General features: G+C 37.0%; 18 protein-coding genes and 1 other annotated feature. All 18 genes read left to right on the forward strand.

What is annotated here, in order from left to right; translation table 11 throughout:
* The first annotated feature begins 18 nt into the window (after nt 1-18).
* Entirely contained in the window at nt 19-1290 is a 1272-nt protein-coding gene (gene clpX / locus ACIQLB_RS06105) for an ATP-dependent protease ATP-binding subunit ClpX (RefSeq protein ID WP_400722398.1), read from the forward strand.
* Nucleotides 1291-1520: 230 nt separating this feature from the next.
* Nucleotides 1521-3845: an endopeptidase La gene (gene lon, locus ACIQLB_RS06110; RefSeq protein ID WP_400722401.1), complete on the forward strand. Its 2325-nt coding sequence runs from the start codon at nt 1521-1523 to the stop codon at nt 3843-3845.
* Between the two features lie 4 nt (nt 3846-3849).
* Complete coding sequence (yihA, locus tag ACIQLB_RS06115) at nt 3850-4431, forward strand: ribosome biogenesis GTP-binding protein YihA/YsxC (RefSeq protein WP_132357011.1); 582 nt, start codon at nt 3850-3852, stop codon at nt 4429-4431.
* A 118-nt stretch (nt 4432-4549) separates the two neighbouring features.
* Entirely contained in the window at nt 4550-4723 is a 174-nt protein-coding gene (locus ACIQLB_RS06120; protein WP_400722405.1) for a YjfB family protein, read from the forward strand.
* A 165-nt stretch (nt 4724-4888) separates the two neighbouring features.
* A complete protein-coding gene (locus ACIQLB_RS06125; RefSeq protein ID WP_400722408.1) occupies nt 4889-6547 on the forward strand; it encodes a hypothetical protein in 1659 nt (552 codons plus the stop codon).
* Between the two features lie 267 nt (nt 6548-6814).
* Nucleotides 6815-8269 (forward strand): S-layer homology domain-containing protein, encoded by a 1455-nt coding sequence (locus tag ACIQLB_RS06130; protein ID WP_400722411.1) that lies wholly within the window; start codon nt 6815-6817, stop codon nt 8267-8269.
* A gap of 19 nt (nt 8270-8288) precedes the next feature.
* Nucleotides 8289-11192 carry a vWA domain-containing protein gene (locus tag ACIQLB_RS06135; RefSeq protein ID WP_400722414.1) on the forward strand — a complete coding sequence of 968 codons (2904 nt, stop codon included), beginning with the start codon at nt 8289-8291 and terminating at the stop codon, nt 11190-11192.
* 248 nt (nt 11193-11440) lie between these two features.
* Complete coding sequence (locus ACIQLB_RS06140; protein ID WP_400722417.1) at nt 11441-12223, forward strand: MBL fold metallo-hydrolase; 783 nt, start codon at nt 11441-11443, stop codon at nt 12221-12223.
* Between the two features lie 100 nt (nt 12224-12323).
* Nucleotides 12324-12857, forward strand: a complete 534-nt coding sequence (locus ACIQLB_RS06145) for a hypothetical protein (protein ID WP_400722420.1) — start codon at nt 12324-12326, stop codon at nt 12855-12857.
* A 595-nt stretch (nt 12858-13452) separates the two neighbouring features.
* Nucleotides 13453-14817, forward strand: a complete 1365-nt coding sequence (gene hemA, locus ACIQLB_RS06150; protein WP_400722423.1) for a glutamyl-tRNA reductase — start codon at nt 13453-13455, stop codon at nt 14815-14817.
* 189 nt (nt 14818-15006) lie between these two features.
* Nucleotides 15007-15834 carry a cytochrome c biogenesis protein CcsA gene (ccsA, locus tag ACIQLB_RS06155; RefSeq protein WP_400722426.1) on the forward strand — a complete coding sequence of 276 codons (828 nt, stop codon included), beginning with the start codon at nt 15007-15009 and terminating at the stop codon, nt 15832-15834.
* Between the two features lie 18 nt (nt 15835-15852).
* Entirely contained in the window at nt 15853-16785 is a 933-nt protein-coding gene (hemC, locus tag ACIQLB_RS06160) for a hydroxymethylbilane synthase (protein WP_400722429.1), read from the forward strand.
* Nucleotides 16775-17536, forward strand: a complete 762-nt coding sequence (locus ACIQLB_RS06165; protein WP_400722432.1) for a uroporphyrinogen-III synthase — start codon at nt 16775-16777, stop codon at nt 17534-17536. The genes hemC and ACIQLB_RS06165 overlap by 11 nt, the downstream gene beginning before the upstream one ends.
* Complete coding sequence (gene hemB, locus ACIQLB_RS06170; protein WP_400722435.1) at nt 17533-18513, forward strand: porphobilinogen synthase; 981 nt, start codon at nt 17533-17535, stop codon at nt 18511-18513. Before ACIQLB_RS06165 ends, hemB begins: the two co-directional genes overlap by 4 nt.
* Complete coding sequence (hemL, locus tag ACIQLB_RS06175) at nt 18514-19806, forward strand: glutamate-1-semialdehyde 2,1-aminomutase (RefSeq protein ID WP_400722438.1); 1293 nt, start codon at nt 18514-18516, stop codon at nt 19804-19806.
* 249 nt (nt 19807-20055) lie between these two features.
* On the forward strand, nt 20056-20502 hold the full coding sequence (locus ACIQLB_RS06180; RefSeq protein WP_400722441.1) for an SRPBCC family protein: 447 nt from the start codon (nt 20056-20058) through the stop codon (nt 20500-20502).
* A 274-nt stretch (nt 20503-20776) separates the two neighbouring features.
* Nucleotides 20777-21544, forward strand: coding sequence for a valyl-tRNA synthetase (locus tag ACIQLB_RS06185; RefSeq protein WP_400722444.1), 768 nt, complete (start codon nt 20777-20779; stop codon nt 21542-21544).
* Nucleotides 21545-21812: 268 nt separating this feature from the next.
* Nucleotides 21813-22091, forward strand: a binding site (T-box leader).
* Between the two features lie 130 nt (nt 22092-22221).
* Nucleotides 22222-24867 carry a valine--tRNA ligase gene (locus ACIQLB_RS06190; protein WP_400722447.1) on the forward strand — a complete coding sequence of 882 codons (2646 nt, stop codon included), beginning with the start codon at nt 22222-22224 and terminating at the stop codon, nt 24865-24867.
* The last annotated feature ends 48 nt before the right edge of the window (nt 24868-24915 follow it).

Consider the following 24915-nt stretch of genomic DNA (forward strand, 5'->3'; position numbering starts at 1 on the left):
GAATAGGGGTGAAACATATTGTTCAAATTTAATGATGAAAAAGGCAATTTAAAATGCTCATTCTGTGGAAAGCCACAAGAACAGGTACGTAAACTAGTTGCAGGTCCTGGTGTTTATATTTGTGATGAATGTATCGAGCTTTGTTCAGAAATCGTTGTAGAGGAACTGGGCGTTGAAGAAGAAATTGAGTTTCAAGATATTCCAAAACCGAAAGAAATCTTATCGATTTTAGATGAGTATGTAATAGGACAAGAACGTGCTAAAAAAGCTTTAGCAGTTGCGGTTTATAATCACTACAAACGCATTAATACGAATAGTAAAATTGATGATGTCGAATTAGCAAAATCGAACATTGTGTTAATCGGCCCAACTGGTAGCGGTAAAACTTTATTAGCCCAAACATTGGCGCGTATATTAAACGTTCCTTTTGCAATTGCAGATGCTACTTCTCTAACTGAAGCTGGCTATGTGGGTGAGGACGTTGAAAATATCTTATTAAAATTAATTCAATCAGCGGATTATGATATCGAACGTGCTGAAAAAGGGATCATCTATATTGATGAAATCGATAAAGTTGCACGTAAATCTGAAAATCCATCCATTACACGTGATGTATCTGGTGAAGGCGTACAACAAGCACTTCTTAAAATTTTAGAAGGTACAGTTGCGAGTGTCCCACCACAAGGTGGCCGCAAGCATCCTCACCAAGAGTTTTTACAAATCGATACGACAAACATCTTATTTATTGTGGGTGGAGCTTTTGATGGAATAGAATCCATTATTAAACGTCGTCAGGGTGAAAAAGTAATTGGCTTCGGTTCAGATCCTAACAAAATTGAGATGGATGAAGGCTCAATTATGGCAAAGCTGATTCCAGAGGATTTATTGAAATTTGGTTTAATTCCAGAATTCATCGGTCGATTACCAGTACTTGCAAGTCTTGAGCAATTAAACGAGGCTGCGCTTGTACAAATTTTAACGGAGCCCAAAAATGCACTAGCTAAGCAATATCAAAAAATGCTTGAACTAGATGGTGTTGAGCTTGAGTTTGATGAAGGTGCGCTTTCTGAAATTGCAAAAGAAGCAATTGAACGGAAAACAGGTGCACGCGGTCTTCGTTCAATTATTGAGTCAACGATGCTTGAAGTAATGTACGAACTACCTTCACGTGAAGACGTGAAAAAATGTATCATTACAGCAAAAACAATTACGGATAAAGATAAACCGAAATTGCTTCTTGAAGATGGCACTGAACTCGATGAAGGTAGCGACACAAAAACTTCAGCATAACGAACAGACGTGGCTGTCTATTGTTATGAGATAAAGAGTAATTTAGCTGACTTCGATTGTGCAATATTCGCACATATCGACAGTCAGCTTTTTATTCATTCATACATAAAGCCTACTGTAATTAGATGAAATTTTTGGCTCGATTGATTAACTAGTGTGAATCAGCTTTTTAGACACATACTAGTAGCGCGGGAGTGTATAAGAAAATTTTGACGGAGGTGAATACCCGCATGGTAACAATACAAAAAACAACAAATGTACCATTATTGCCTTTACGTGGACTTTTAGTATACCCGTCGATGGTGTTACATATTGATGTGGGTAGAAATCGTTCTGTAGCGGCGCTAGAACAAGCGATGTTAGAGGAACAATTGATATTATTGGTAACACAAAAAGAAGTGCATGATGAACAACCTGATGAGCAAGATTTATATACAATTGGTACGATGGCATATGTCAAACAGATGCTAAAATTACCAAATGGAACACTGCGTGTTTTAGTGGAAGGTGTTGCTCGTGCAACATGGTCTAACTATCGGGCGTTAGAAAAATATACGATTGTAGACATCGATGTTCAAGAGGAAGACATCGATAAGGATGTTGAAACACAGGCTTTAATGCGTACGTTGTTAACGTATTTCGAAAAATACGCGAAAGCCTCCAATAAGATTACATCTGAAACCATTAGTACTGTGGCAGACATTGAAGAGCCCGGTCGTTTAGCAGATATCATTGCATCGCATTTACCATTTAAGATTGCAGATAAACAAGAAGTATTGGAGATGCTCAGTGTAAAGAAGCGTTTAGATCATTTAATTATTCGTTTACATGATGAGCAGGAAGTACTTGATCTTGAGAAGAAAATTAATACAAAAGTTAAGCAATCCATGGAGCGTACGCAAAAAGAATATTATTTACGTGAACAAATGAAAGCTATTCAAACTGAGCTAGGGGACCGTGAAGGAAAAACTGGCGAAGTAGCTGAATTACGAAGACGTATTGATGAAACAGGCATGCCTGAATCAACGAAAGAAGCAGTGCTTAAAGAGTTGGATCGCTATGAGAAGTTACCAACAGCTAGTGCAGAGAGTGGCGTCATCCGAAACTATATTGATTGGATCGTATCACTACCTTGGACAAATGCGACTGAAGATCGCATGAACATCGCACATGCAGAGGACATTTTAAATCGTGATCATGACGGATTAGAAAAAGTAAAAGAACGTATATTAGAATATTTAGCAGTACGTCAGCTGAAAAAATCGTTACGTGGACCAATATTATGTTTGGCAGGCCCTCCAGGTGTCGGTAAAACGTCATTAGCTCGATCTATTGCAGAAAGCTTGGATCGCAAATTTATCCGTATTTCATTAGGTGGGGTACGTGACGAATCAGAAATTCGTGGTCACCGTCGTACGTATGTTGGAGCGATGCCAGGTCGTATTATCCAAGGAATGAAAAAGGCAGGGACGATTAATCCTGTGTTCCTTCTAGATGAAATTGATAAAATGTCTAATGATTTAAGGGGAGATCCTGCAGCAGCAATGCTTGAAGTTTTAGATCCGGCTCAAAATAATACATTTAGTGATCATTACATCGAAGAACCTTATGATTTATCAAATGTATTATTTATAGCAACTGCCAATGATTTAAGTACAATTCCTGGACCGTTACTGGATCGTATGGAAGTAATTTCAATTGCTGGTTATACAGAAATTGAAAAAGAGCAAATTACGAAAAATCATTTAATACCTAGACAGTTAAAAGAGCATGGCTTGAAAAAAACACAAGTTATTATTAAAGATGAAGCAGTAGTAGATATCATCCGTTATTATACTCGTGAAGCAGGTGTTCGTGGACTGGAACGTCAAATCGCAACCCTATGTCGTAAAATCGCTAAGATCATCGTTTCTGGTGAGAAAAAACGAGTAACAGTTAACTCGAAATCATTAGAGGATTTACTCGGCAAGCATCGTTTCCGATATGGACAAGCAGAAGAGGAAAATCAAATCGGTGTAGCTACTGGGCTTGCTTATACAACTGTGGGTGGTGATACGTTACAAATTGAGGTATCATTAACACCTGGAAAAGGAAAATTGCAGCTAACTGGGAAGCTAGGCGATGTCATGAAGGAATCAGCTCAAACAGCTTTATCGTATGTCCGTACAAAAACGGAAGAGCTAAAAGTGGATGCAGAATATTTTGAAACACATGATATTCATATTCACGTTCCCGAAGGAGCCGTGCCGAAAGATGGACCTTCCGCAGGTATTACTATGGCAACAGCAATTGTTTCCGCAATTTTACACCGTCCAATACGCCGTGAAGTCGGCATGACAGGTGAAATTACATTACGTGGACGTGTACTGCCAATTGGTGGATTAAAGGAAAAAACACTCAGTGCGCATCGAGCGGGCTTAACGACAATTATTTGTCCGAAAGATAACGAACGAGATATTGAGGATATTCCTGGAAGTGTACGCGAACAACTAACATTTAAACTAGTGTCATCGGCTGATGAAGTATTAGCCTATGCACTGGACGGAGGTTTTTAAGAAAATGAAAGTCCATAACGTCGAAATGGTCATAAGTGCTGTAAGACCAGACCAATATCCAGAAGATGGACTGCCAGAATTTGCACTAGCCGGTCGTTCAAATGTGGGGAAATCCTCATTTATTAACCGAATGATCGGTCGTAAAGCTTTAGCACGTATTTCTTCTAAGCCTGGGAAAACACAAACGCTTAATTTTTACAAAATTGAAGAGCAATTGTTTTTTGTGGATGTACCGGGCTATGGTTATGCAAAGGTTTCAAAAACTGAGCGTGAAGCATGGGGAAAAATGATTGAGCGTTACATCACAGGGCGTAATGAATTAAAGGCAGTCGTACAAATTGTTGATTTACGTCATCCCCCTACAGCTGATGATCGCATGATGTATGATTTTTTAAAGCATTACAATATTCCTTGTATTGTCATTGCAACAAAAGCAGATAAAATTCCAAAAGGTAAATGGGATAAGCATAAAAAAATCGTGAAAGAAACGCTAGACATGGAAAAAAATGATCCTCTTATTGTCTTTTCTTCAGAAAAAGGAATTGGTTTCGAAGAAGCCTGGCGTACAATTGAAAATAAAATGTAATAAAAAAGCATCTATTGAGTCTATTATTTAGGACAGTAGATGTTTTTTTATTAAAAATGGAGGGAATCGCTTGATGAATGAAACAACTGACCGATAAATTAAATAGGAGGTGGACTAGATGGATATCGCAGCTTTATCAATGGCAATGAATCAAGCAAATTTAATGCAAAATGTATCTCTAGCTGTAACGAAACAAGCAATGGAGATGCAACAGCAAAATACAGAACAATTAGTTGAAATGTTAGATGCTCCACATCCGACAGCAGGACATACAATTGACGTTCAAGTATGATAAAGGGAAGGTAGCTTGAAATTGGAAGCTACCTCTATCTTTGTGTCTAATGGTACCTTTAAAAAGTAAGTAAAAGCACTAAAATGTAACTTTTTGAATAGGAAAAACTACCAATAGTACGATATACTATTTATTAATAACATTTTTTTAGGAGGCGGGATTTTTTTGAAGAAGATTCCATACATACTAATGATTTTGTTACTAGCGGTTCTCGGATTTTCATCAAATCAAACAGCGCATGCTGCCCAAATGGTGACTGGAACCTTTGTCGATGTAACATTTTCAGAATATGCAAATTCAAACGGAGTAATAGAAAAGAAGCTTAGTAAAATTACTTTGCAAAATGAAAGCGGTCGCCAAGTTACATACAATATAAATGATAGTGCCCGCCTGTATATTAATAATACAGTGACAACAATCGAAGGCTTTAAGATGGGAATGAAAGTAGAAGCGGAAATTTCACTTCGCAGTGTGGTTGAGCTTCGAGGTACTTCTAATTCTACAAATGAAACAGAATCTCCAACAGTTACACAAAATACTCAAATACTTGCTGGAGTAGTGACAAGTATAGATCCAAATGGACTATTCATTATGCTGAAGCCAGATATTGGAGAGGAAACAACTTACTATATAAATAAAGATACAGCATATCAAAAAAAATCTTCAGCTGTTGATATTAGTGCATTATATGTGGGGGATCGTGTAAAGCTTAGCCTTAAAAACCGAAACACATCTATTGTCACAAAAATAGACATTAGTGAGACGGGTACGTTAGTTGAAAACCTGTATAAAGGTGAAATACAGACGGTTAATGCCAATACAAATAAATTAACTGTCAAGAATCAAAATGCTTTTATTAATTGGCAATTTGGATCTGATACAACAACGGCTTTATCAACTATGGATTTTTCATCGAAGGTTCCGATCTATGTTGGAAATACAAAAATTGACAAAGGTCAGTTGAAAAATTACATTGGCAGTGAAGCATATTATGCAACAGTGAAACAATTTGGCAAAGAAGTGATTGAAAAAATTGTTGTTTTGAAAAACAACGAGCGAACTTACTATGAGCCTATGCTTTCTGTCGATACTAAATATCAATTATTAAAACTTAAATCAGCTGGTACAATATACTTCCATGATGGAACGATTTTAATTAGAAATGGTCGTTTAATTGAACCTACTGGCTTATTAGCTTACGGTACAGCCTTTGTTATTTCGGACGGTGCTGCACGTGATCATTATGCCCAAGTTGTGCAAGTAACAAGTGATAGCTTTATGTCACCAAACTTAGCAGGTCATGAGTTATATTATGGACGTTTATCACAAGCGGATGGCTATTTAATCGAAATTGATGATGCGATGAAGATCGAGTCAAATGTCTTCAAGAAAACAGAGCGTACTGTACTATCTGTTAGTAATTCAACGAAGGCAATAGTAGAGGATGGTAAGAAAATATATAGTGTCATTCCTGATATTGAGCTTCATTTATATGAAGGAGAATATGGATACTTCTATGTGAAGGATGGTCATGTGCAGGCCCTTCATATTCTTAATAAAGCGAAGCCTGTTGCACCATTAATGTTAACTGGTAAACTACAGTCAGTTAAATCGAAATACCCGGCTGTTATCAATGTGCAGAGCGTTAGTCAATGGCAAAATGGTCGCTGGTATGAAGCTGGTGAAATGGTTGATATGAATATTGACCAAGCTACAATTATTAAAGCTGGTAAAGTTATTCAAGCATCTGATCTAAAACCTTCTGATCGTTTAGTAGTCTTATCAGATCGTTTTGTCAAAGCTCATTTAATATTAGTTGATTAATCAATTTAGAAGTCTGTGAGTCTTCTGCGAGTATATTTACGACGAAGTTATTCAGCTTTAGCGAACTTAGAGCTTGCTTATGATGAAAAATTTTGTCGCCCTACGAGTAGAAGACGAGCAGATGTTAACCTTATATTTTTCAGGTGTGTGGATAAAAGCAGATAATAATGGTTAATCAACTCACCTGATTATTTTGTAATGTGGAATGAAATTATCGACAGCTCCAGATGCGGATATGTATGGAATGAAAGAGAGGGACAAAAAAGAATGCGAAAACATTTATCTAAAATAATGTTAGTAGTTCTTGCTGTATTTGTTATTGGAACTACTATCCCAGAAAATGCATCAGCTGCTTCATTAGAAACAACAGGTGCTGTAAAAAATGAATATACATATGAGGAAGCTGTTTTCATTACAGGAACACCGATTATATTTAAAGGCACTAGTAAAGACATTAAAATCACACAAAAAGAAACTAAAGGAAAGTTAACTGAAATATATAGTTTAAAGCTAACAGCAAGTAACGGTGCTACATTAACACGAAATATGGCCTATGAATCTGATGTTGTAGATTATGCTACGATTGGTCAAAAAACATCGAATGGTGTAGTGAAAAAGTATACGGAGAAAATTGCTGTTGGAAAAATAACGTATACATTGGTAGATTACCAATTTTCACAAGGGACTGTAACGGACAATCGTGCAGCGTCTGATTATTATTCAGGTAATGTGATTTCAAGAAAAACATATGCCTTTCAAACTGGGACTGGAAAAAATACAGTCCAAAATACTGTAACAATTGATACTGATAGTCGTCATGCTGGCTATGAAAACTTCTGGGGAGCAACAGAAACACAAATTACAGAAGCTGTTTATAAATATAGCGACGGTAAGACAAGCCATGTGAAAAATCGTTTATCTACAAGCAAATCACGTGTACTAAACTATGAAGAAAACCTAGGAAGTTTAGGGAGCTTTGATGGTGGATATGCGGTAGTAAGTGAAAAGGATGTTATTTCTGAATATACGTATGATTTAGCCTCTGGGCAAAAAGGTACTGTTGACTTAGATAAAGCATACATGCCAACAATTGAACGTTTAATCATTCCTAAGTTCCGTGATGTATCCAATCATTACGCGAAAGGAGCTATTGAAAAATTATATTCTTTAGGTATTTACTCTGATGCAAGTAACTTCTTCTCACCAAATACACCTATGAAGCGTATTGATTTTACAACGGCAATTGGTAAAGCGGTTGATTTACGTGTTATGGAAGAACCGAAAACGAAAAAATCGACATCAGCTACTAGTATTTTTAAAGATGTTAAACGTACGGTAAAAGATTATGCCTATATTGAGTCTGCGTTTAATAAAGGAATTATTAAAGGTGTAACGCCAGAGTATTTCAAACCTGATAATCAAATTACTCGAGCTCAAGCAGCTACGATTTTTGTACGTGCATTAGGGCTAGAAAATAAGGCGCCAGATCCAGGCTATGTGACGAAGTTTAAGGATGACGCGCAAATTCCTGACTATTCAAAAGACGGAATATACATTGCAAATGAATTAGGCTTAATGACTGGTGACCCTATAACAGGTCGATTTAATCCAAATCAACCATTAACGCGAGCACAAGCATCAGTAGTGTTAGAACGTTTCTTGAACTATTTGGAAAGTGACTTAAAACAAAATTATCGAGATGACATATTGTTCTTTAACTAAAGAAAGGACTGAAAAATAAATGACGTATACCAAAAAAGCATTTCTATCCCTGCTTTGTTTAGTACTAGTCTTGATGACAGCAACTCCAGCTGTGACTCATGCCGCTACGACAATTAATGATGTACCAACAAATAACGGTAAATACAAAGCTATTTCATGGGCAGTCGATAATGATCTACTCTCATTGAATAGCGCTAATAACTTTTTACCTGATGAGCAAATAACTGATCGAGAGCTTGTTGTAATGTTTGCAAAGCTTGATAAAAACTTTGCATTAACATATAACGATAGTGTCGCTTATAACTTCTATAGTGATTTTTATTTACCGTTTAATGGTACATACACAACGGCCAATCGTTCGAAAGCTGTTACACGTGGACAATTTGCGCGTATATATGCTGCCTTTAAAGGCTTAGATTTAGATGAGCCTCAAGCGGTTCAATATTTATACACAAATGATATTTCAACAGGAAGCACTGGTAAAAAGACATTTGCGGATTTCAATCCTTCGACAAAGCTAACGCGTGGAGATATTGCTGAATTTTTATATCGCAGTGTACAAAACGGCAATTTTGCTGTACTAGGATTAAAACGTGCTGCATCCGGCCGTGATAACGATAAAATCACTTTGCCTTCAGGCTTCATGGGCTCAAATAACGCAGAATTTGAAGTGCCAAAGGACAATTCCAATGATTTTACTGGACCAGAGTATGTTAATAATGCTCTACAAAGTATTGATGTTGAAAAACCAGATTTAATTGCAAATGACCAAGATTCAACGCTCATTACTGTATCTTTAAAAGCTTGTAATGGTGATCCAATACCTGATGATAAATCATATACATTCCGTGTAACATCATCATATGGTGCAAAAATTGTAGACACATCGGGTGAAGCTGTTCGAAATGTACAATCAGATGGCTCTACTGTTTCTGCAATTGTTATAGCACCAAAATTAACTAAATCTGTACGTGATACAATTACATTTGAGCTTATTAACAACACAGACCCTGGTATGAAATGTCTTGTAGGCGAAAAACTAAATGCACATGTCCGTTACTTACCTCAGCCGGAAATGCGCATTGATTATCAAGTGTATGATCCAGCAAACAAAGATGATGAAAATGGAAATGTAACACCTCCATATCCAAAGTATGAAAAATTACCTGAGTTCTTTACACAAAACATTGTTAACGTTCATTGGATTGATCCAGAAGAAAAGCTATTTAGTATTGGACAGCAAACAAATGTGACAAGTACCACAGGAAATGTTGAAAATAAATATTTACAATATGGTGGCAGTGATAAAAATTACCCTGCATTAGGTTATGAAAATGCCATTTTACAGTTTGAGAACTATAATATTTCAGTTTGGCTATTCGAAACAATTATTCAAAAACGCTTGAAGGATTCTATTAATGATAAGATCGAAATTATGTATATGATTTCAGATGATGGGCGTCCAATATATCGTATTCAAGGAATTGATGATGCGATTGCTTCACAGGTTGAGAACATTAACCCAGTTGGTGCTATTATTCAACTTATGAGCTATATGCCAGACGAAAAACACCTGACACTTGAGCATTATGATAGTGTCATGAAAATTTATGCTATTCTCACAAACTTGAGTAACTATGATCGAACAGTATTATTAAAATACCAAGGTGGTAAATTGCTCGGTCAAGTAGAAGCCTATAAAAAACGAGTGGAAGCATTAAAGGAAAGTGCGGATGCTGCATCAAGACCGTCTGGTAAAGATCGTTATACTAAGGTAATGGTTACATTAGTAAGACCAGGTGGAGAAATTATTACTGACTACCAAGGAACAGTAAAAATTAAATTTGATGGTGTTGAGAAAACAGCTTCATTTGTTACAAATACTTCGGATTATTTAAATAACACAGGAAGCCCAGGGACAGCTGTAGCATACTTTGACTCAGTTATTTATGGGAAATCTAAAGCTGAAGCAACATTAGTAAATAAAATAGATCCTCGTTATGCAACAATATTGAAGGATTTACAAGATAAAACAATTACAAAGGAAATTTTCACAAATCCTTACTTTAGTAAAAATTCTTGTTCTTTAGCAACGGAAGTCGCTTACGTAGTTGATTACTCTTCTTCCATGAAAGCTTCTGACCAAACTAATTACCGCGGTAAGAAAATGATGGAAGTCATCAATCAAATTAAGGCTAAAAATAATGTTGTTATAGAAACAAATACAAAAGCTACTGTTCTTGGAGAGGGTAGTACAGACAACGTCTTGAAAAAGGATTTATATAAAGCATCAAAAGAGAGAGGTGCCACAGATATTTTTGCAGGTATAGATCTCGCTCTGTCTAAATTCTCCAATGATTCGAAAACCTCAAAATCTATAATTGTCGTATCAGATGGTAAAACAAGTAAGTCGAAAATGACAAAAGTGCTGAACGATGCAAAAAATAAAGGGGTTAAGATTTACACTGTAAGTATGGGGAAAAAATCACAAGTCAATGATGCAATTTTAATGCAACTGGCTGATGAAACTGGTGGTACTTATTACCACGCAAACGATAACTTACAATTACATCAAGTTTTCCAAAAAATTATTGATTCAATTTTATGTAAAACTTCGTCGTCAAGTTGTGGGAATCCTGAAAATCTATTTGAAGAAGCGACAGTCACTCTACGCAAAGGCAATATTACAATGAATGCAAGAATTGATGGTAATTGTTCAAATGTTGCAAAGGTTAATGTACGATTCCCTTCTTTAAGTGGAGATGTGCAATTTGAATTGAATAAGCGTAGTGATAGTGTTTACATGCTAACAAAAACAGTTCAAACAATGCAGGACTTCAAAGTTAATAATGAAATTGAATTTGTAGCATATGATAAAGACGGTAAAATTATAGCTACAAAAACTGTGACGATTACAAATTAATAGATAGAAGTTATTTTTAAGCTGAACTAATTCTAACAATTAGTTCAGTTTTTTTTACTCTAGATGAAATATTCATATAGTAATTACCAACGAGGGAGTGATTTCTGTGAATTATTTAGTTTGGTTTTGTTACTTTAATAGCAAGGAATATGTGAACACTATATCGAATAAGAGCAATATGATAATCATTTCTTGCCTGTTTACGCATAATATTGAAAGTCATACTCTTACTTTTTGGGGGGATTGTTATGGTTAAGGACTCGTGGTTTACGATTCAGGAAATCGATAATAAAACATTCGCAATTAGTGAATATGGACATTGGGAAAAGGTGCATTCATTTCTATTAGTCGGTAATGAAAAAGCAGTTCTTATTGATACTGGTCTGGGAATTGATAATATCAAACGCATAACGGATCAATTGACTGATTTGCCGATTGTTGTTTTAACAACTCATGTGCATGTTGATCATATTGGAAGCCATGGAGAATTTGAAAATGTTTATGTTCATGAAGCTGACTCAGATTGGTTAACTAATGGTATTAAAGGATTGATCATAGAACAAATAAGAAGAGATATTAGTAGGGATATAACAATTCCAACTCCAAAAACATTTAATCCAGAAACATATAAACCATATCAAGGAACACCAACTGGCTTATTACAGGATGGTGATGTGATTGATATAGGAAATAGAGAATTAATTATTCATCATACTCCTGGGCATTCTCCAGGTCATATATGTGTTTCTGACAAAACAAACGGATATTTGTTTACTGGTGATTTACTTTATGATGAAACACCTATCTATGCTTTTTATCCTTCAACTAACCCTCTTGATTTAGTTGATTCCTGGGAAAAGATATCAAAGATCCCATATGTCACAAAAATTTATGGTTCACATAATACATTAGGTCTTGAACCAAGTATCCTACAAGAACTCGTAAACGCAGTTAAGGAACTTAAAGAAAAGGATCTAGTAAAGTTTGGAACAGGGATTCATAAATTTAAAGGATTTAGTGTACAGTTTTAACCTTACGGAGATATAAGCTCACCGTCTTCCTTAGAAGGCGGTGATTATTCTTAATGAATTTGGGAATATTACACCTAAAGATATTTTGAGGTGGAGACAAATGAACAGAGCTGTTTATCTTTTCTTAGTTTCATTTTGTACATTTTTTTTAATAACATTACATGCATCTGCAACGGATAAACCTAGTCCTTATGAAGAAATATATCCCGAAATAGGATATAAATCAGTAGAAGAAGCAGTGAATGATTTTGAACAACATTTTAATCAAAAATTAAAGTTACCGCTTAGAGTACCCCCAATAAGCTTTACACATCATTTTGGACGATTTACCGATTCAAAGTATGAAGGCAATGACGCATTTGAAGTGACATTTATCAATGATCAAGCATCTGAAAATCACTATAAGATTGACATTCGACTACTTAAGAATAAAATTCCTCTAAGAGAGAAATATGTAGTAAATACTTTTGAATTGAAAAATGGGAATGTAGCCACATATATGAAAATTTCAGGTTTTAATGTACTTGTTTTCTATAGAGACAATTTGCAGTATATGCTAAGTATTGATAAACGAGTTGCAAATAAAGTGACACCAGAAACTTTAGTAGACATAGCCAATTCTATTGATTATTAAACGGAACTAAAATTTTGATGTGACTCGGGAACAATAATATAGAAAAGTAAAAATAGCCTTGTTAACGATAATTAAACGAAGGCTATTTTTTTATGCCTTAAAATAAATTTCATTTAAACTATTCAAATTTAGTTCGACTTTATTAGGATGATCTTTTTTAAAACGTATGTCATGTGGATAGGTTGATTGGAGTGGAGGCTGGGCGACTCCTCGGGGACTAGCGATAGAGGAACGAAGGCTAATACCATCACATCCTGTGATAACGCCTTCGTGACCAACATCGTGTTGGCCCGAGACCCTGGAGCGAGCATCGCGAGTGAAGCGGCTCATCGGACGCCCCCAGTCGGAACGGAAATCAACCTCACGCTATGGTGATGAGCCATTAAAATTAATCAATACTGTCTTTTTAAGACAATGCTCTGGACAAACATTAAATTTGAAACAGGAAGTATAATTTGCTACACTTAGTTTATAATAATTCTAATGTAGTTAACGAATGTCAGTTCTTCATGACATGTTCACAAATTATTGATGAACTCTTGTCGAACTGTGCTATAATGAGATTTGTCAATTAGAACGTGAGAGGTGTTTATTCATGCATACCATCGTAGTAGGCTTGAATTATAAAACGGCGCCAGTTGAAATTCGTGAAAAGTTATCATTCATAGAGAGTGAGCTACCACAGGCAATGGAAGCGCTGCAAAAGCAAAAAAGTATATTAGAAAATGTTATTGTTTCGACATGTAACCGCACAGAAATTTATGCAGTAGTTGATCAATTGCATACTGGACGCCATTTTGTTAAACAATTTTTAGCAAATTGGTTCGACCTGCCTGTGGAAACATTTTCATCTTATTTAACAATTCGTGAAGAAGATCAGGCTATCGAACATTTATTCAAAGTGACAGCTGGAATTGATTCGATGGTACTTGGCGAAACACAAATTTTAGGACAAGTACGAAAAAGCTTCTTAAGTGGACAAGAGATTGGAACAACAGGAACGGTTTACAATCAGCTATTTAAACAAGCAGTGACATTTGCGAAGCGTGCACATAATGAAACGGCTATCGGTGAGAACGCGGTATCTGTCTCTTATGCAGCAGTTGAATTAGCAAAGAAAATATTCGGATCTTTACAACGTAAACATGTAGCAATTTTAGGTGCAGGAAAAATGGGGGAACTTGCTATTGAGAACCTTTACGGTAGCGGTGTAGGAAAAGTAACCGTAATTAACCGTACGTTCGAAAAAGCAGAAAGTCTGGCAGCTAAATTTGACGGTGAAGCCAAATCTATGAAGGAACTACAATGTTCATTACTAGAAGCGGATATTTTAATTACGTCTACAGGTGCAACAGATTATGTTATTGATTATGAATTGATGCAATTTGTTGAACGTTTGCGTAAAGGTAAACCATTATTTATGGTAGATATTGCGGTTCCACGTGATATTGATCCACGTGTTGGAGATTTACCAAATGTTTTCTTATATGATATAGATGATTTACAAGGCATCGTCGAAGCCAACTTAGCTGAACGTGAACGCGCTGCAGCTGATATTTCTTCAATGATTGGTAAAGAGGTTGTGCAATTTAAAGATTGGGTTACGACTCTTGGCGTTGTCCCTGTCATCTCGGCTTTACGTAAAAAAGCGAGTCATATTCAAGAAGAGACAATGATTAGTATTGAAAATAAAATGCCGGATTTAACGGATCGTGAACGTAAAATTTTAAGTAAGCATACAAAGTCTATTATTAATCAATTGTTAAAAGAACCCATTTTACAAGCTAAGGAAATGGCAAATTCACCAAAAGCAAATGAACAGTTACGTTTATTCCAACAAATTTTCGGTATTGAGGATGCTGTGGAAGCTGAAGTTACTGCGATGACAAAACAAGAGCTTGAACGTAAAGAAAGCTTACAGTCGTCACAATCTTCAACTGAACCAAAGTATTCTTTCTAAAGATGTCTATGTTCGCGGTGCAACTTTAGAAAAGTTGTCCTTCGAGCTTTTTCCCGCGAACGAGATTTTCTACTGATATTAAATGAGGCGTTTTCGTATCTGTGTGGTAAACTAAGGATACGAAAACGTTTTTTTTTCTAGGCTAAAGTACACTACTTTAGCACTTTCAATATAAAGAAGGGATGTCTATTGGCTGATTTGACAATGACAAGGCTCTATGAAGTAATGATCGTCTTGTATGCGATCAGTCTAGTATTTTACTTTACTGATTACTTTTATAAGCAAATACGAGCAAGGCGAATTGCTTTTTGGCTTGTTTCATTCGTATGGGTAATTCAAAGTGCCATTATACTATTAACTTTTGTGGAAACGAAGCGTTTTCCGATTTTATCCTTGTCAGAAGGAATTCTCTTTTATTCCTGGCTGCTCGTGACATTATCTATTGTTTTGCACTGTATTGCACGGGTAGATCTACCGGTATTTATTATTAATATACTAGGATTTTTATTCGCTAGTATCTTTACATTTATGCCGAAACGGTCAACAGGAACAGTTAGCGATACTTTAATTTCGGAATTGCTTTTTATTCATATATCATTTGCAATTTTATCGTACGCAGTGTTTTCGTTAACATTTGTTTTTGCGATATTGTATTTAGTTTTATATCGTTTGCTTAAAAAGAAGAAATGGTCACATTTATGGACAAGGTTGCCATCACTACAGCAGACGAGCAACTGGATGAATGTTTCATTTTACATTGGTATTCCAGTGCTATTTGTAAGTTTAGTTTTAGGGCTTGAATGGGCACTACTAACGCTAGAGAGTTTTTCGATTTTTGATGCGAAGATTATTGGGTCCTTTATTATTTTAGTTTTGTATTGCTTTATATTGTATGTGAATCGTAAACGTAAGCTGACAGGGACAACTTATGCGTGGGTACATATATACGCTTATCTATTAGTTGTTGTTAACTTCTTTTTAGGAAGCAGTTTATCACGATTCCATTTATGGTATTAGAAGAGAGGTTGAAGACTGTTGAGAAAAATTATTGTAGGTTCTAGAAGAAGTAAGCTAGCTTTAACACAAACAAATTGGTTTATCAATGAGTTAAAAGCAGCCGGTGCACCATTTGAATTTGAAGTGAAAGAAATTGTCACGAAAGGTGACCAAATTTTAGATGTGCAGCTTTCTAAGGTAGGTGGTAAAGGGCTTTTCGTAAAAGAAATTGAACAAGCACTTTACGACAAAGAAATTGACTTTGCTGTTCATTCTATGAAGGATATGCCTGCAGTACTGCCTGAAGGATTAGTAATTGGCTGTATTCCACCACGTGAAGATGCGCGTGATGCATTTATTTCAAAAGGACATGTGAAATTTGCCGATCTTCCAGCAGGAGCTGTAGTTGGGACAAGTTCTCTTCGTCGCAGTGCTCAACTTTTAACAGTCCGCCCAGATATAGAAATTAAATGGATTCGTGGAAATGTAGATACACGCTTAGCTAAACTTGAAACTGATGCATACGATGCCATTATTTTAGCGGCAGCTGGACTAAAACGCCTTGGCTGGAGCGATGATGTAGTGACTGAGTTTTTATCTGTAGAGGAGTGTCTACCAGCAGTAGCTCAGGGATCTCTAGGTATTGAATGCCGTGGAGACGATATGGAGCTATTAACGGAATTAGGCAAGTTAACAGATAGCCTAACATGGAAAGAAGCACATGCAGAACGTGCTTTCCTAGCGGCTATGGATGGTGGCTGTCAAGTACCTATCGCAGGATACGCAAAGTCTAATGGGGAAGAAATTACATTAACTGGCCTTGTTGCTGCACCAGATGCTTCAGTTGTTTATAAGGAAACGGTTGTGGGCACTGATGCGGAAGCAGTTGGGAAAGAGCTTGCTGAGATTTTAACGAAGCAAGGTGCTTTTGATTTAATTCAACGAGTAAAGGCAGAGCAAGATGCAAAATAATTTACCTTTAGAAGGTAAAACGATTATTTTGACAGGTACATCTAAGACGACAACAATAATAGATGACATTACAGCTTTAGGTGGCCAAGCAGTAATTGCCCCATTGATTGAAACTTGCGAGATTATCGCTAAAAACGATGATGTGCATTTAGCGTTTGCCCGTCAATTTGAATGGCTCATTTTTACGAGTCAAAATGCTGTAGAAGCTTTTGCCAGCAAGATGCAACGATTTAATGTAAGTGCAGGGCATTTTCAAGGGAAAATTGCTTCTATTGGTACTAAAACTACTTCAGCTTTAGAAAAACTAGGATTCCATGTGAGCTTTATGCCTTCTATTTTTAGTGCAGATGTATTTGTTCAAGAATTTCCTAGTGTAGCAGGTAGCAATCCTACGTGTCTATTTATTCGTGGAGAAAAAGCGAAAAAGACATTAAAGGAAGGGCTGCACTTTAAATTGAAGGAATGGACAGTTTATGAAACGATTGAGCGACACGACCAAAAACAATTAATATTCGAATGTATCCGTGCGAATAGCGATGTCACTGTGATTTTTGCTAGCCCTTCCGCTGTTGATGTCTACGCAAAGGATGTAGCTTCGGTAATCGGTTGGGAGGCCGTTCGTGTAGCAGTAATCGGTCATATTACAGAAGCTGCTATTTTAAATCACGGTGCTTTTGTGGATGTTATGCCGAACGTATATACAATGCAAGCAGTCATCGAGGAAATAACGAAAGTAGGAGAAAGAAAATGACAAAATTACAATTTCAAAGACATCGTCGTTTGCGTGCAAATGCTGCAATACGATCAATGGTAAAAGAAACATACTTACACAAAGAAGACTTAATTTATCCAATCTTCGTTATTGAAGGCGAAAACATTAAAAATGAAGTATCTTCTATGCCGGGAGTATTTCAATTTTCATTAGATAAACTTGAAGCTGAGATTGATGAAGTTGTTGCTTTAGGTATTCCTGCTGTTATTTTATTTGGCTTACCTGCAGAAAAAGATGCAGTTGGAACTGGTGCATTCCATGATCATGGTATTGTGCAAGAAGCAACACGACTTATTAAAGCTCGCTACCCAGAGCTTTTAATCATTGCAGATACATGCTTATGTGAATTTACAGATCATGGTCATTGTGGCTTAATTGAAGGCGATCAAATTTTAAATGATTCTTCATTAGATGTTTTAGCACGTACAGCAGTATCACAAGCAAAAGCAGGTGCAGATATCATCGCTCCATCCAATATGATGGATGGTTTTGTGGCTGCTATTCGTGCAGGCTTAGATGAAGCCGGCTTCGAAAATATTCCGATTATGTCGTATGCTGTAAAATATGCATCTAGCTATTACGGTCCATTCCGAGATGCAGCTGATGGTGCGCCTCAATTTGGCGATCGTAAATCATACCAAATGGATCCATCGAATCGTATGGAGGCATTCCGTGAAGCAGCGTCGGATATAGCGGAAGGTGCAGATTTCTTAATCGTTAAGCCAGCACTAAGTTATTTAGATATTATTCGTGATGTAAAAAATAACTATACATTACCGATTGTTGCATACAATGTTTCTGGTGAATATGCAATGATTAAAGCGGCGGCTATTAATGGCTGGATTGAAGAGAAAAAAGTAGTGCTTGAAACATTACTTAGCATGAAACGTGCAGGTTCAGATTTAATTATTACGTATCATGCTAAAGATGTTGCACGTTGGTTGGAGGAGAAATAAATGACGCGTTCTTACGAAAAATCAAAACAAGCATATGCTGAAGCAATTAACTTAATGCCAGGTGGTGTTAGTAGCCCAGTACGTGCATTCAAATCCGTAAATATGGATCCAATCTTCATGGAATCTGGTCACGGTGCTATTATTAAAGACATTGATGGCAATGAATATATTGATTATGTATTATCATGGGGACCTCTTATTTTAGGTCATTCACATCCAGAAGTTGTACAAGCAATTGCAGAAACAGCAGCGAAAGGCTCTTCGTTTGGAGCACCAAGCTACACAGAAAATCGATTAGCCAAATTAGTGTTAGATCGACTACCTGGTATGGAAATGATTCGCTTCGTGTCTTCTGGGACAGAGGCTACGATGTCTGCTTTACGCGTAGCTCGTGGTGTTACAGGACGCGATAAAATTTTGAAATTCGAGGGCTCTTATCATGGTCATGGAGATTCCTTGCTAATTAAGGCTGGCTCTGGGGTAGCTACATTAGGCTTACCTGACAGTCCTGGTGTCCCAGCGGATATTGCACGTAATACGTTAACAGTAGCGTACAATGACTTAGAAGGGGCAAAACTAATTTTCGAAAAGTTTGGTTCAGAGCTTGCGGCAGTAATTGTTGAGCCAGTTGCAGGAAATATGGGCGTTGTACCTCCACAACCAGGCTTTCTACAAGGCTTACGTGAATTAACAAAGGAACATGGATCATTGTTGATTTTTGATGAAGTTATGACAGGCTTCCGTGTTGACTATGGCTGTGCACAAGGTTATTTTGATGTAACACCAGATATGACAACATTAGGAAAAGTAATTGGTGGTGGACTTCCTGTAGGTGCATTTGCAGGGAAAAAGGAAATTATGGAGCAGGTAGCACCAGCTGGTCCAATCTATCAAGCTGGAACATTGTCAGGGAATCCATTAGCAATGACAGCAGGCTATGAAACATTATCTCGCCTTGATAATAGCTCTTATGAATACTTCAAAAAGCTAGGAGATCAATTAGAGGCTGGTTTCCGTGAAGCAGCAACGAAATATAATATTCCACATACTGTAAATCGAGCTGGTTCAATGATAGGTTTCTTCTTTACGAATGAAGATGTTATTGATTTTGCTTCGGCAAAAACATCTGATTTACAATTATTCGCTGAATACTTCCGTCTAATGGCAGAGGAAGGTATTTTCTTACCGCCATCTCAATTTGAAGGTTTATTCATTTCCACTGCACATACGGAGGAGCATATCGCAAAAACAGTTGATGCCTTCCATAAAGTATTTGCACAATTAGCAAGATAGGTTGTTACAAAAAAGTATGCTAGAAGTATATTTCTGGCATGCTTTTTTTGTTGTTAAAGTAATGTAAGATGTCTTTGTCTGCAATGATTTTTATTTTTGCCCGATAAAAAGTACATTGGATTATCAATGAATGAAAATAATCGTTTCTACTTGAAAAAATTTTATTAAAATTATAACTTTCAGCATAGCCAAATTGTGGGCGAAATCGTATATAATATAGCTATTCGTAAAAGAAAGTAGTGAATTGATATGGCAACTGGCACACATATAGTCGAAGTACCCGTAGGAATTGAAAATGTATGGGATTTCGTCAGTGATATGGAAAAATGGGCAAAGCTTGTCCCAGGTTATAATGCACATGAAATGATTGATGAAAAACATTCAAATTGGACGTTTAAAGGCAATGTTGGTGTACTGAAAAAAACAGTACAAGTAGAGATTACTATTTTAGAGTGGGCAGCGCCTACAAAAGTAACATTCGAATTAAAAGGACTTTCTGATAACTTTTCAGGAAACGGTTATTTCCTAGCAGAAAGTATTGATGCAGAAAATACAAAGATGACAGGCTTCTTAGAAGTAACAGCGGGAGGATTAGCTGGTCCTGTTTTAAATCCAATCTTTAAGCCGATCGTACCAAAAGCAACACAAATGTTAACAGATCGTGTGGCAAATAAAATTAAATTGGTGAATGTATAATTCTGCTGTTGAAACAACAGTAAAGAGGCATGCTAGAAGTTTTCTAGTATGCCTTTTTTTAGGCTCATCATCATAACGTGTGGTTGATTTCCGTCGCCAAGGCGAAATTGATTAATCGACCTTTAGCATACTATCCTTTGGAGCTTCATATGATGCAAGGGGAGGGATTATTATCGAACACAAAACTTGGAATATGAGTGAAACTTTTTGTTTTCCTGGTTATGGCTGCCCAACGGAAATAGCAGCTGTACAAATTAAGCCGCGATGGCAGACAATGCAGTTAGAAGATTCTCTACGATTAATGGGTATTTATCATATCACAGCACATGTTCGCTTTGATTTTCAAGACATGCAAGCTTTCCTGGGTGATGAAGAATTAGTACAAATCGATGCGCTAGATATTCAAGGGGACACTGGTTATTTTGAGTATGCAGTTCCTTTAAATGTGGATTTACCAAAGGATGCAGCTATTGAAGATTTAATGGTAAAGGATATTCGACCTATATTGACTAATCAGATGTGTCAGCTCGAATGGACGGTTACAAGTGTGTTTAATGAGCTTGAGCCAGCATTAGAAAAAGCTCATGTTTTAGAAAAACAGCCTGTCACTGTCAATGCCTCAGCTCAAATAGAGAAGGTTGCGCATATAGAAGAAACGACACAGGTAAAACAATCTACAGCAGCAGTAGCTTCGATTCAAGAAGAAAAACCTGCACCTATAGTGGTTTTGGCACAAGAAGAAAAACCTATAGCAGTAGTAGCCTCAACACAAGAAGAAAAATCAACAGCATCCATAAAAGAGGAAAAAGCAAAGGTTGTAACATTTGCAGCACCAAAGGAAAAGTCTGAAGCTGTAGTGGCTTCAGACAAAAAAGAAAAACCTGCACCAGTTGAGCAAAAAACAGTGTTGAGGGAATCCTCAAGTCATATTGTAGTCCGTGAATCCAGCTCCTGGCATGAAGTTCCTTCGATGATCTGGGATTTAACGGAGGACTATACACCGCTAAAGGTTCGTGTTTCAAATGACATCATTCAAAAGTAAATAGCATAGAAGTAGCAGGAGCAATAAGATGATAAAATCACCAGATGTCGGAAGGATGATGACATGTATAAACTGAAAAACACAAATTGGTACAATTATCGTTCTGCAATAAAAACGAAATTGTCGTAGCCATGGTGGTAAAAGCCAAGGATTATACTTGCGTCGTCGCATTTGAATTTCACTTCCTTTTCTAGTAGTGCTTCCTAAAAAATGACTAAATCACTTGAATAATTGCACGATTTTGCGGTACAATGTGAAAAAGTCGAATATAGATGCTATGACAGGGAAGAGTAAATTATGAGTGCATTTTAAGAGAGGAAACGGTAGCTGAAAAGTTTCTATTTGTACCTAATTGAATGTAGCCCTCGAGCAGCTTTAGTGAACTAACAGTAGTTAAAGCCGGTTAAACACCGTTACCGAATTGAGAGCCAGTAGTAAAAGGCTTAAGCAAGTAGTACATTTTTTTCTGATGAAATGTGTGACTACTTAACTTACCTCTACTGGAATTAAAGGTGGTACCGCGAACTTAAACTCCTTCGTCCTTTTAGACGTTAGGAGTTTTTTTTATTTTCATTAATCTTCTGGTAAATGTGCCTCTACCTGAGACATAAAAACAGAATGATTGGTACGATCTCACACACACCGGTAAAATTAATAAGTCAACAGGAGGAGTCAAAATGACAGAAAACATTTCAATGCCTACAAAATATGATCCGCAGTCCATTGAAGCAGGTCGTTATGAATGGTGGTTACAAGGGAAATTTTTTGAGGCACAGCCTACAAGTGAAAAGGAGCCTTATTCTATCGTTATTCCACCACCGAATGTAACAGGTAGATTACATCTTGGCCATGCTTGGGATACCACATTACAAGATATTCTAATTCGTATGAAACGCATGCAAGGTTACGATGCACTTTGGTTACCAGGAATGGACCATGCAGGTATTGCAACACAGGCAAAAGTAGAGGCCAAACTACGAGAAGATAATATTACACGTTATGATTTAGGGCGTGAAAAATTCCTCGAAAAAACATGGGAATGGAAAGAAGAGTATGCTGGGCATATTCGCGATCAATGGGCGAAGCTTGGTCTTGCATTAGATTATTCTCGTGAGCGTTTCACACTCGACCAAGGTCTTTCTGATGCAGTTAAAACTGTTTTCGTTCAATTATATGAAAAAGGCTTAATCTATCGTGGCGAACGTATTATTAACTGGGATCCTGCTGCAAAAACAGCATTATCAGATATTGAAGTTATTTATAAAGATGTTCAAGGTGCATTCTATCATATGAAGTACCCATTAGCTGATGGCTCAGGATATGTGGAAGTTGCGACTACACGTCCTGAAACAATGCTAGGAGACTCTGGGGTAGCTGTTCACCCGAAAGATGAGCGCTATCAACACTTAATCGGTAAAACAGTTATTTTACCAATCGTAGGCCGTGAAATTCCTATCGTAGCAGATGACTACGTAGATATGGAATTTGGTACTGGGGTAGTAAAAATGACACCAGCACACGATCCTAACGACTTTGAGGTTGGTAACCGCCACAACCTAGAACGCATTCTTGTCTTGAATGAAGATGGTACTATGAACGAGCTTGCTGGCAAGTATAACGGTATGGATCGCTTTGAATGCCGTAAGCAAATCGTAGCTGATTTACAAGAAGCGGGCGTGCTTATCCGTATTGAAGAGCATTCACACTCAGTAGGTCACTCTGAGCGTTCTGGTGCTGTTGTAGAGCCATATCTTTCAGCACAATGGTTCGTAAAAATGCAACCACTCGCTGATGCTTCACTTGCTCTTCAAAAAGATGAAGAAGGGCAAGTAAACTTCGTACCATCTCGTTTCGAAAACACATATTCTCGCTGGATGGAAAACATTCGCGACTGGTGTATTTCTCGTCAGTTATGGTGGGGTCATCAAATCCCAGCTTGGTATCACAATGAAACAGGTGAAATTTACGTAGGAAAAGAAGCGCCAGCAGATGCAGAAAATTGGACACAAGATGAAGACGTATTAGATACATGGTTCTCGTCAGCACTATGGCCATTTTCTACAATGGGTTGGCCAGATGAAACAAACGAAGAATATAAACGTTACTATCCAACAAGCACACTTGTAACTGGTTATGATATTATTTTCTTCTGGGTTTCTCGAATGATCTTCCAAGGTCTTGAATTTACAGGTCAGCGCCCATTCAAAGATGTATTAATTCACGGTTTAGTACGTGATGGTGAAGGACGTAAGATGAGTAAATCACTTGGCAATGGTGTAGACCCTATGGACGTTATTGATCAATATGGTGCCGACTCATTACGTTACTTCTTAGCTACTGGATCTTCACCTGGTCAAGATTTACGCTATACAACTGAAAAAGTAGAAGCAATTTGGAACTTCTCTAACAAAATTTGGAATGCCTCTCGTTTTGCTTTAATGAACATGGAAGGTATGACATATGATGAAATCGACTTAACTGGTGAAAAATCAGTTGCTGATAAATGGATTCTAACTCGCTTAAATGAAACAATTGAACGTGTAACATCACTTGCAGAACGTTACGAATTTGGTGAAGTTGGTCGTGAGCTTTATAACTTCATTTGGGATGATTTCTGTTCTTGGTATATTGAAATGGCGAAATTACCGTTATACGGTGATGACGAAGCAGCTAAGAAAACGACTCGTTCTATTTTAGCTTATGTTTTAGATCAAACTATGCGTCTATTACATCCATTCATGCCATTCATTACGGAAGAAATCTGGCAACATTTACCTCATGAAGGTGAATCAATCACAGTGGCAGCATGGCCAACTGTACGTACGGATCTTCATTTTGCAGAGGAAGCGGACAATATGAAGCTCCTAATGGATATTATACGTTCAGTGCGTAATATTCGTGCGGAAGTTAATACACCAATGAGCAAAAAAGTGCCGCTATATATTTCAGCAAAGGATGCTGCAACGGTTACTGTACTTGAAGCAAATAAAGCATATCTAGAAAAATTCTGTAATCCAGAAACACTAACAATTGGAGAAAGTTTAGAAGCTCCTGGTCAGTCAATGACAGCAGTAGTAACTGGAGCTGAGCTATTCCTACCACTTGTTGGACTTATTAATCTAGAAGAAGAAATGGCTCGTCTTGAAAAAGAATTAGAAAAATGGGCAAAAGAAGTCAAGCTTGTAACTGGTAAGTTATCGAATGAGAAATTCGTGTCCAAAGCGCCAGAAGCATTAGTAAATGCGGAGCGTGAAAAATTAGCCGATTACGAAAGTAAACATGCGGTTGTATTAAAACGTTTAGAAGAACTAAAAAATATGTAAGATTGAGACAGCGGATGACGATATCGTCATCCGCTGTTTTTTATCTTC

The organism is Lysinibacillus sp. NPDC092081, from assembly GCF_044755845.1.
GTDB lineage: Bacteria > Bacillota > Bacilli > Bacillales_A > Planococcaceae > Lysinibacillus.

Excerpts from the sequence above, each read along its gene's own strand:
- lon (WP_400722401.1), top strand. The coding sequence starts at position 1,521 with ATGGTAACAATACAAAAAACAACAAATGTACCATTATTGCCTTTACGT.
- yihA (WP_132357011.1), top strand. The coding sequence starts at position 3,850 with ATGAAAGTCCATAACGTCGAAATGGTCATAAGTGCTGTAAGACCAGAC.
- ACIQLB_RS06120 (WP_400722405.1), top strand. The coding sequence starts at position 4,550 with ATGGATATCGCAGCTTTATCAATGGCAATGAATCAAGCAAATTTAATG.
- ACIQLB_RS06130 (WP_400722411.1), top strand. The coding sequence starts at position 6,815 with ATGCGAAAACATTTATCTAAAATAATGTTAGTAGTTCTTGCTGTATTT.
- ACIQLB_RS06135 (WP_400722414.1), top strand. The coding sequence starts at position 8,289 with ATGACGTATACCAAAAAAGCATTTCTATCCCTGCTTTGTTTAGTACTA.
- ACIQLB_RS06140 (WP_400722417.1), top strand. The coding sequence starts at position 11,441 with ATGGTTAAGGACTCGTGGTTTACGATTCAGGAAATCGATAATAAAACA.
- ACIQLB_RS06145 (WP_400722420.1), top strand. The coding sequence starts at position 12,324 with ATGAACAGAGCTGTTTATCTTTTCTTAGTTTCATTTTGTACATTTTTT.
- hemA (WP_400722423.1), top strand. The coding sequence starts at position 13,453 with ATGCATACCATCGTAGTAGGCTTGAATTATAAAACGGCGCCAGTTGAA.
- ACIQLB_RS06165 (WP_400722432.1), top strand. The coding sequence starts at position 16,775 with ATGCAAAATAATTTACCTTTAGAAGGTAAAACGATTATTTTGACAGGT.
- hemB (WP_400722435.1), top strand. The coding sequence starts at position 17,533 with ATGACAAAATTACAATTTCAAAGACATCGTCGTTTGCGTGCAAATGCT.
- hemL (WP_400722438.1), top strand. The coding sequence starts at position 18,514 with ATGACGCGTTCTTACGAAAAATCAAAACAAGCATATGCTGAAGCAATT.
- ACIQLB_RS06180 (WP_400722441.1), top strand. The coding sequence starts at position 20,056 with ATGGCAACTGGCACACATATAGTCGAAGTACCCGTAGGAATTGAAAAT.
- ACIQLB_RS06185 (WP_400722444.1), top strand. The coding sequence starts at position 20,777 with ATGCAGTTAGAAGATTCTCTACGATTAATGGGTATTTATCATATCACA.
- ACIQLB_RS06190 (WP_400722447.1), top strand. The coding sequence starts at position 22,222 with ATGACAGAAAACATTTCAATGCCTACAAAATATGATCCGCAGTCCATT.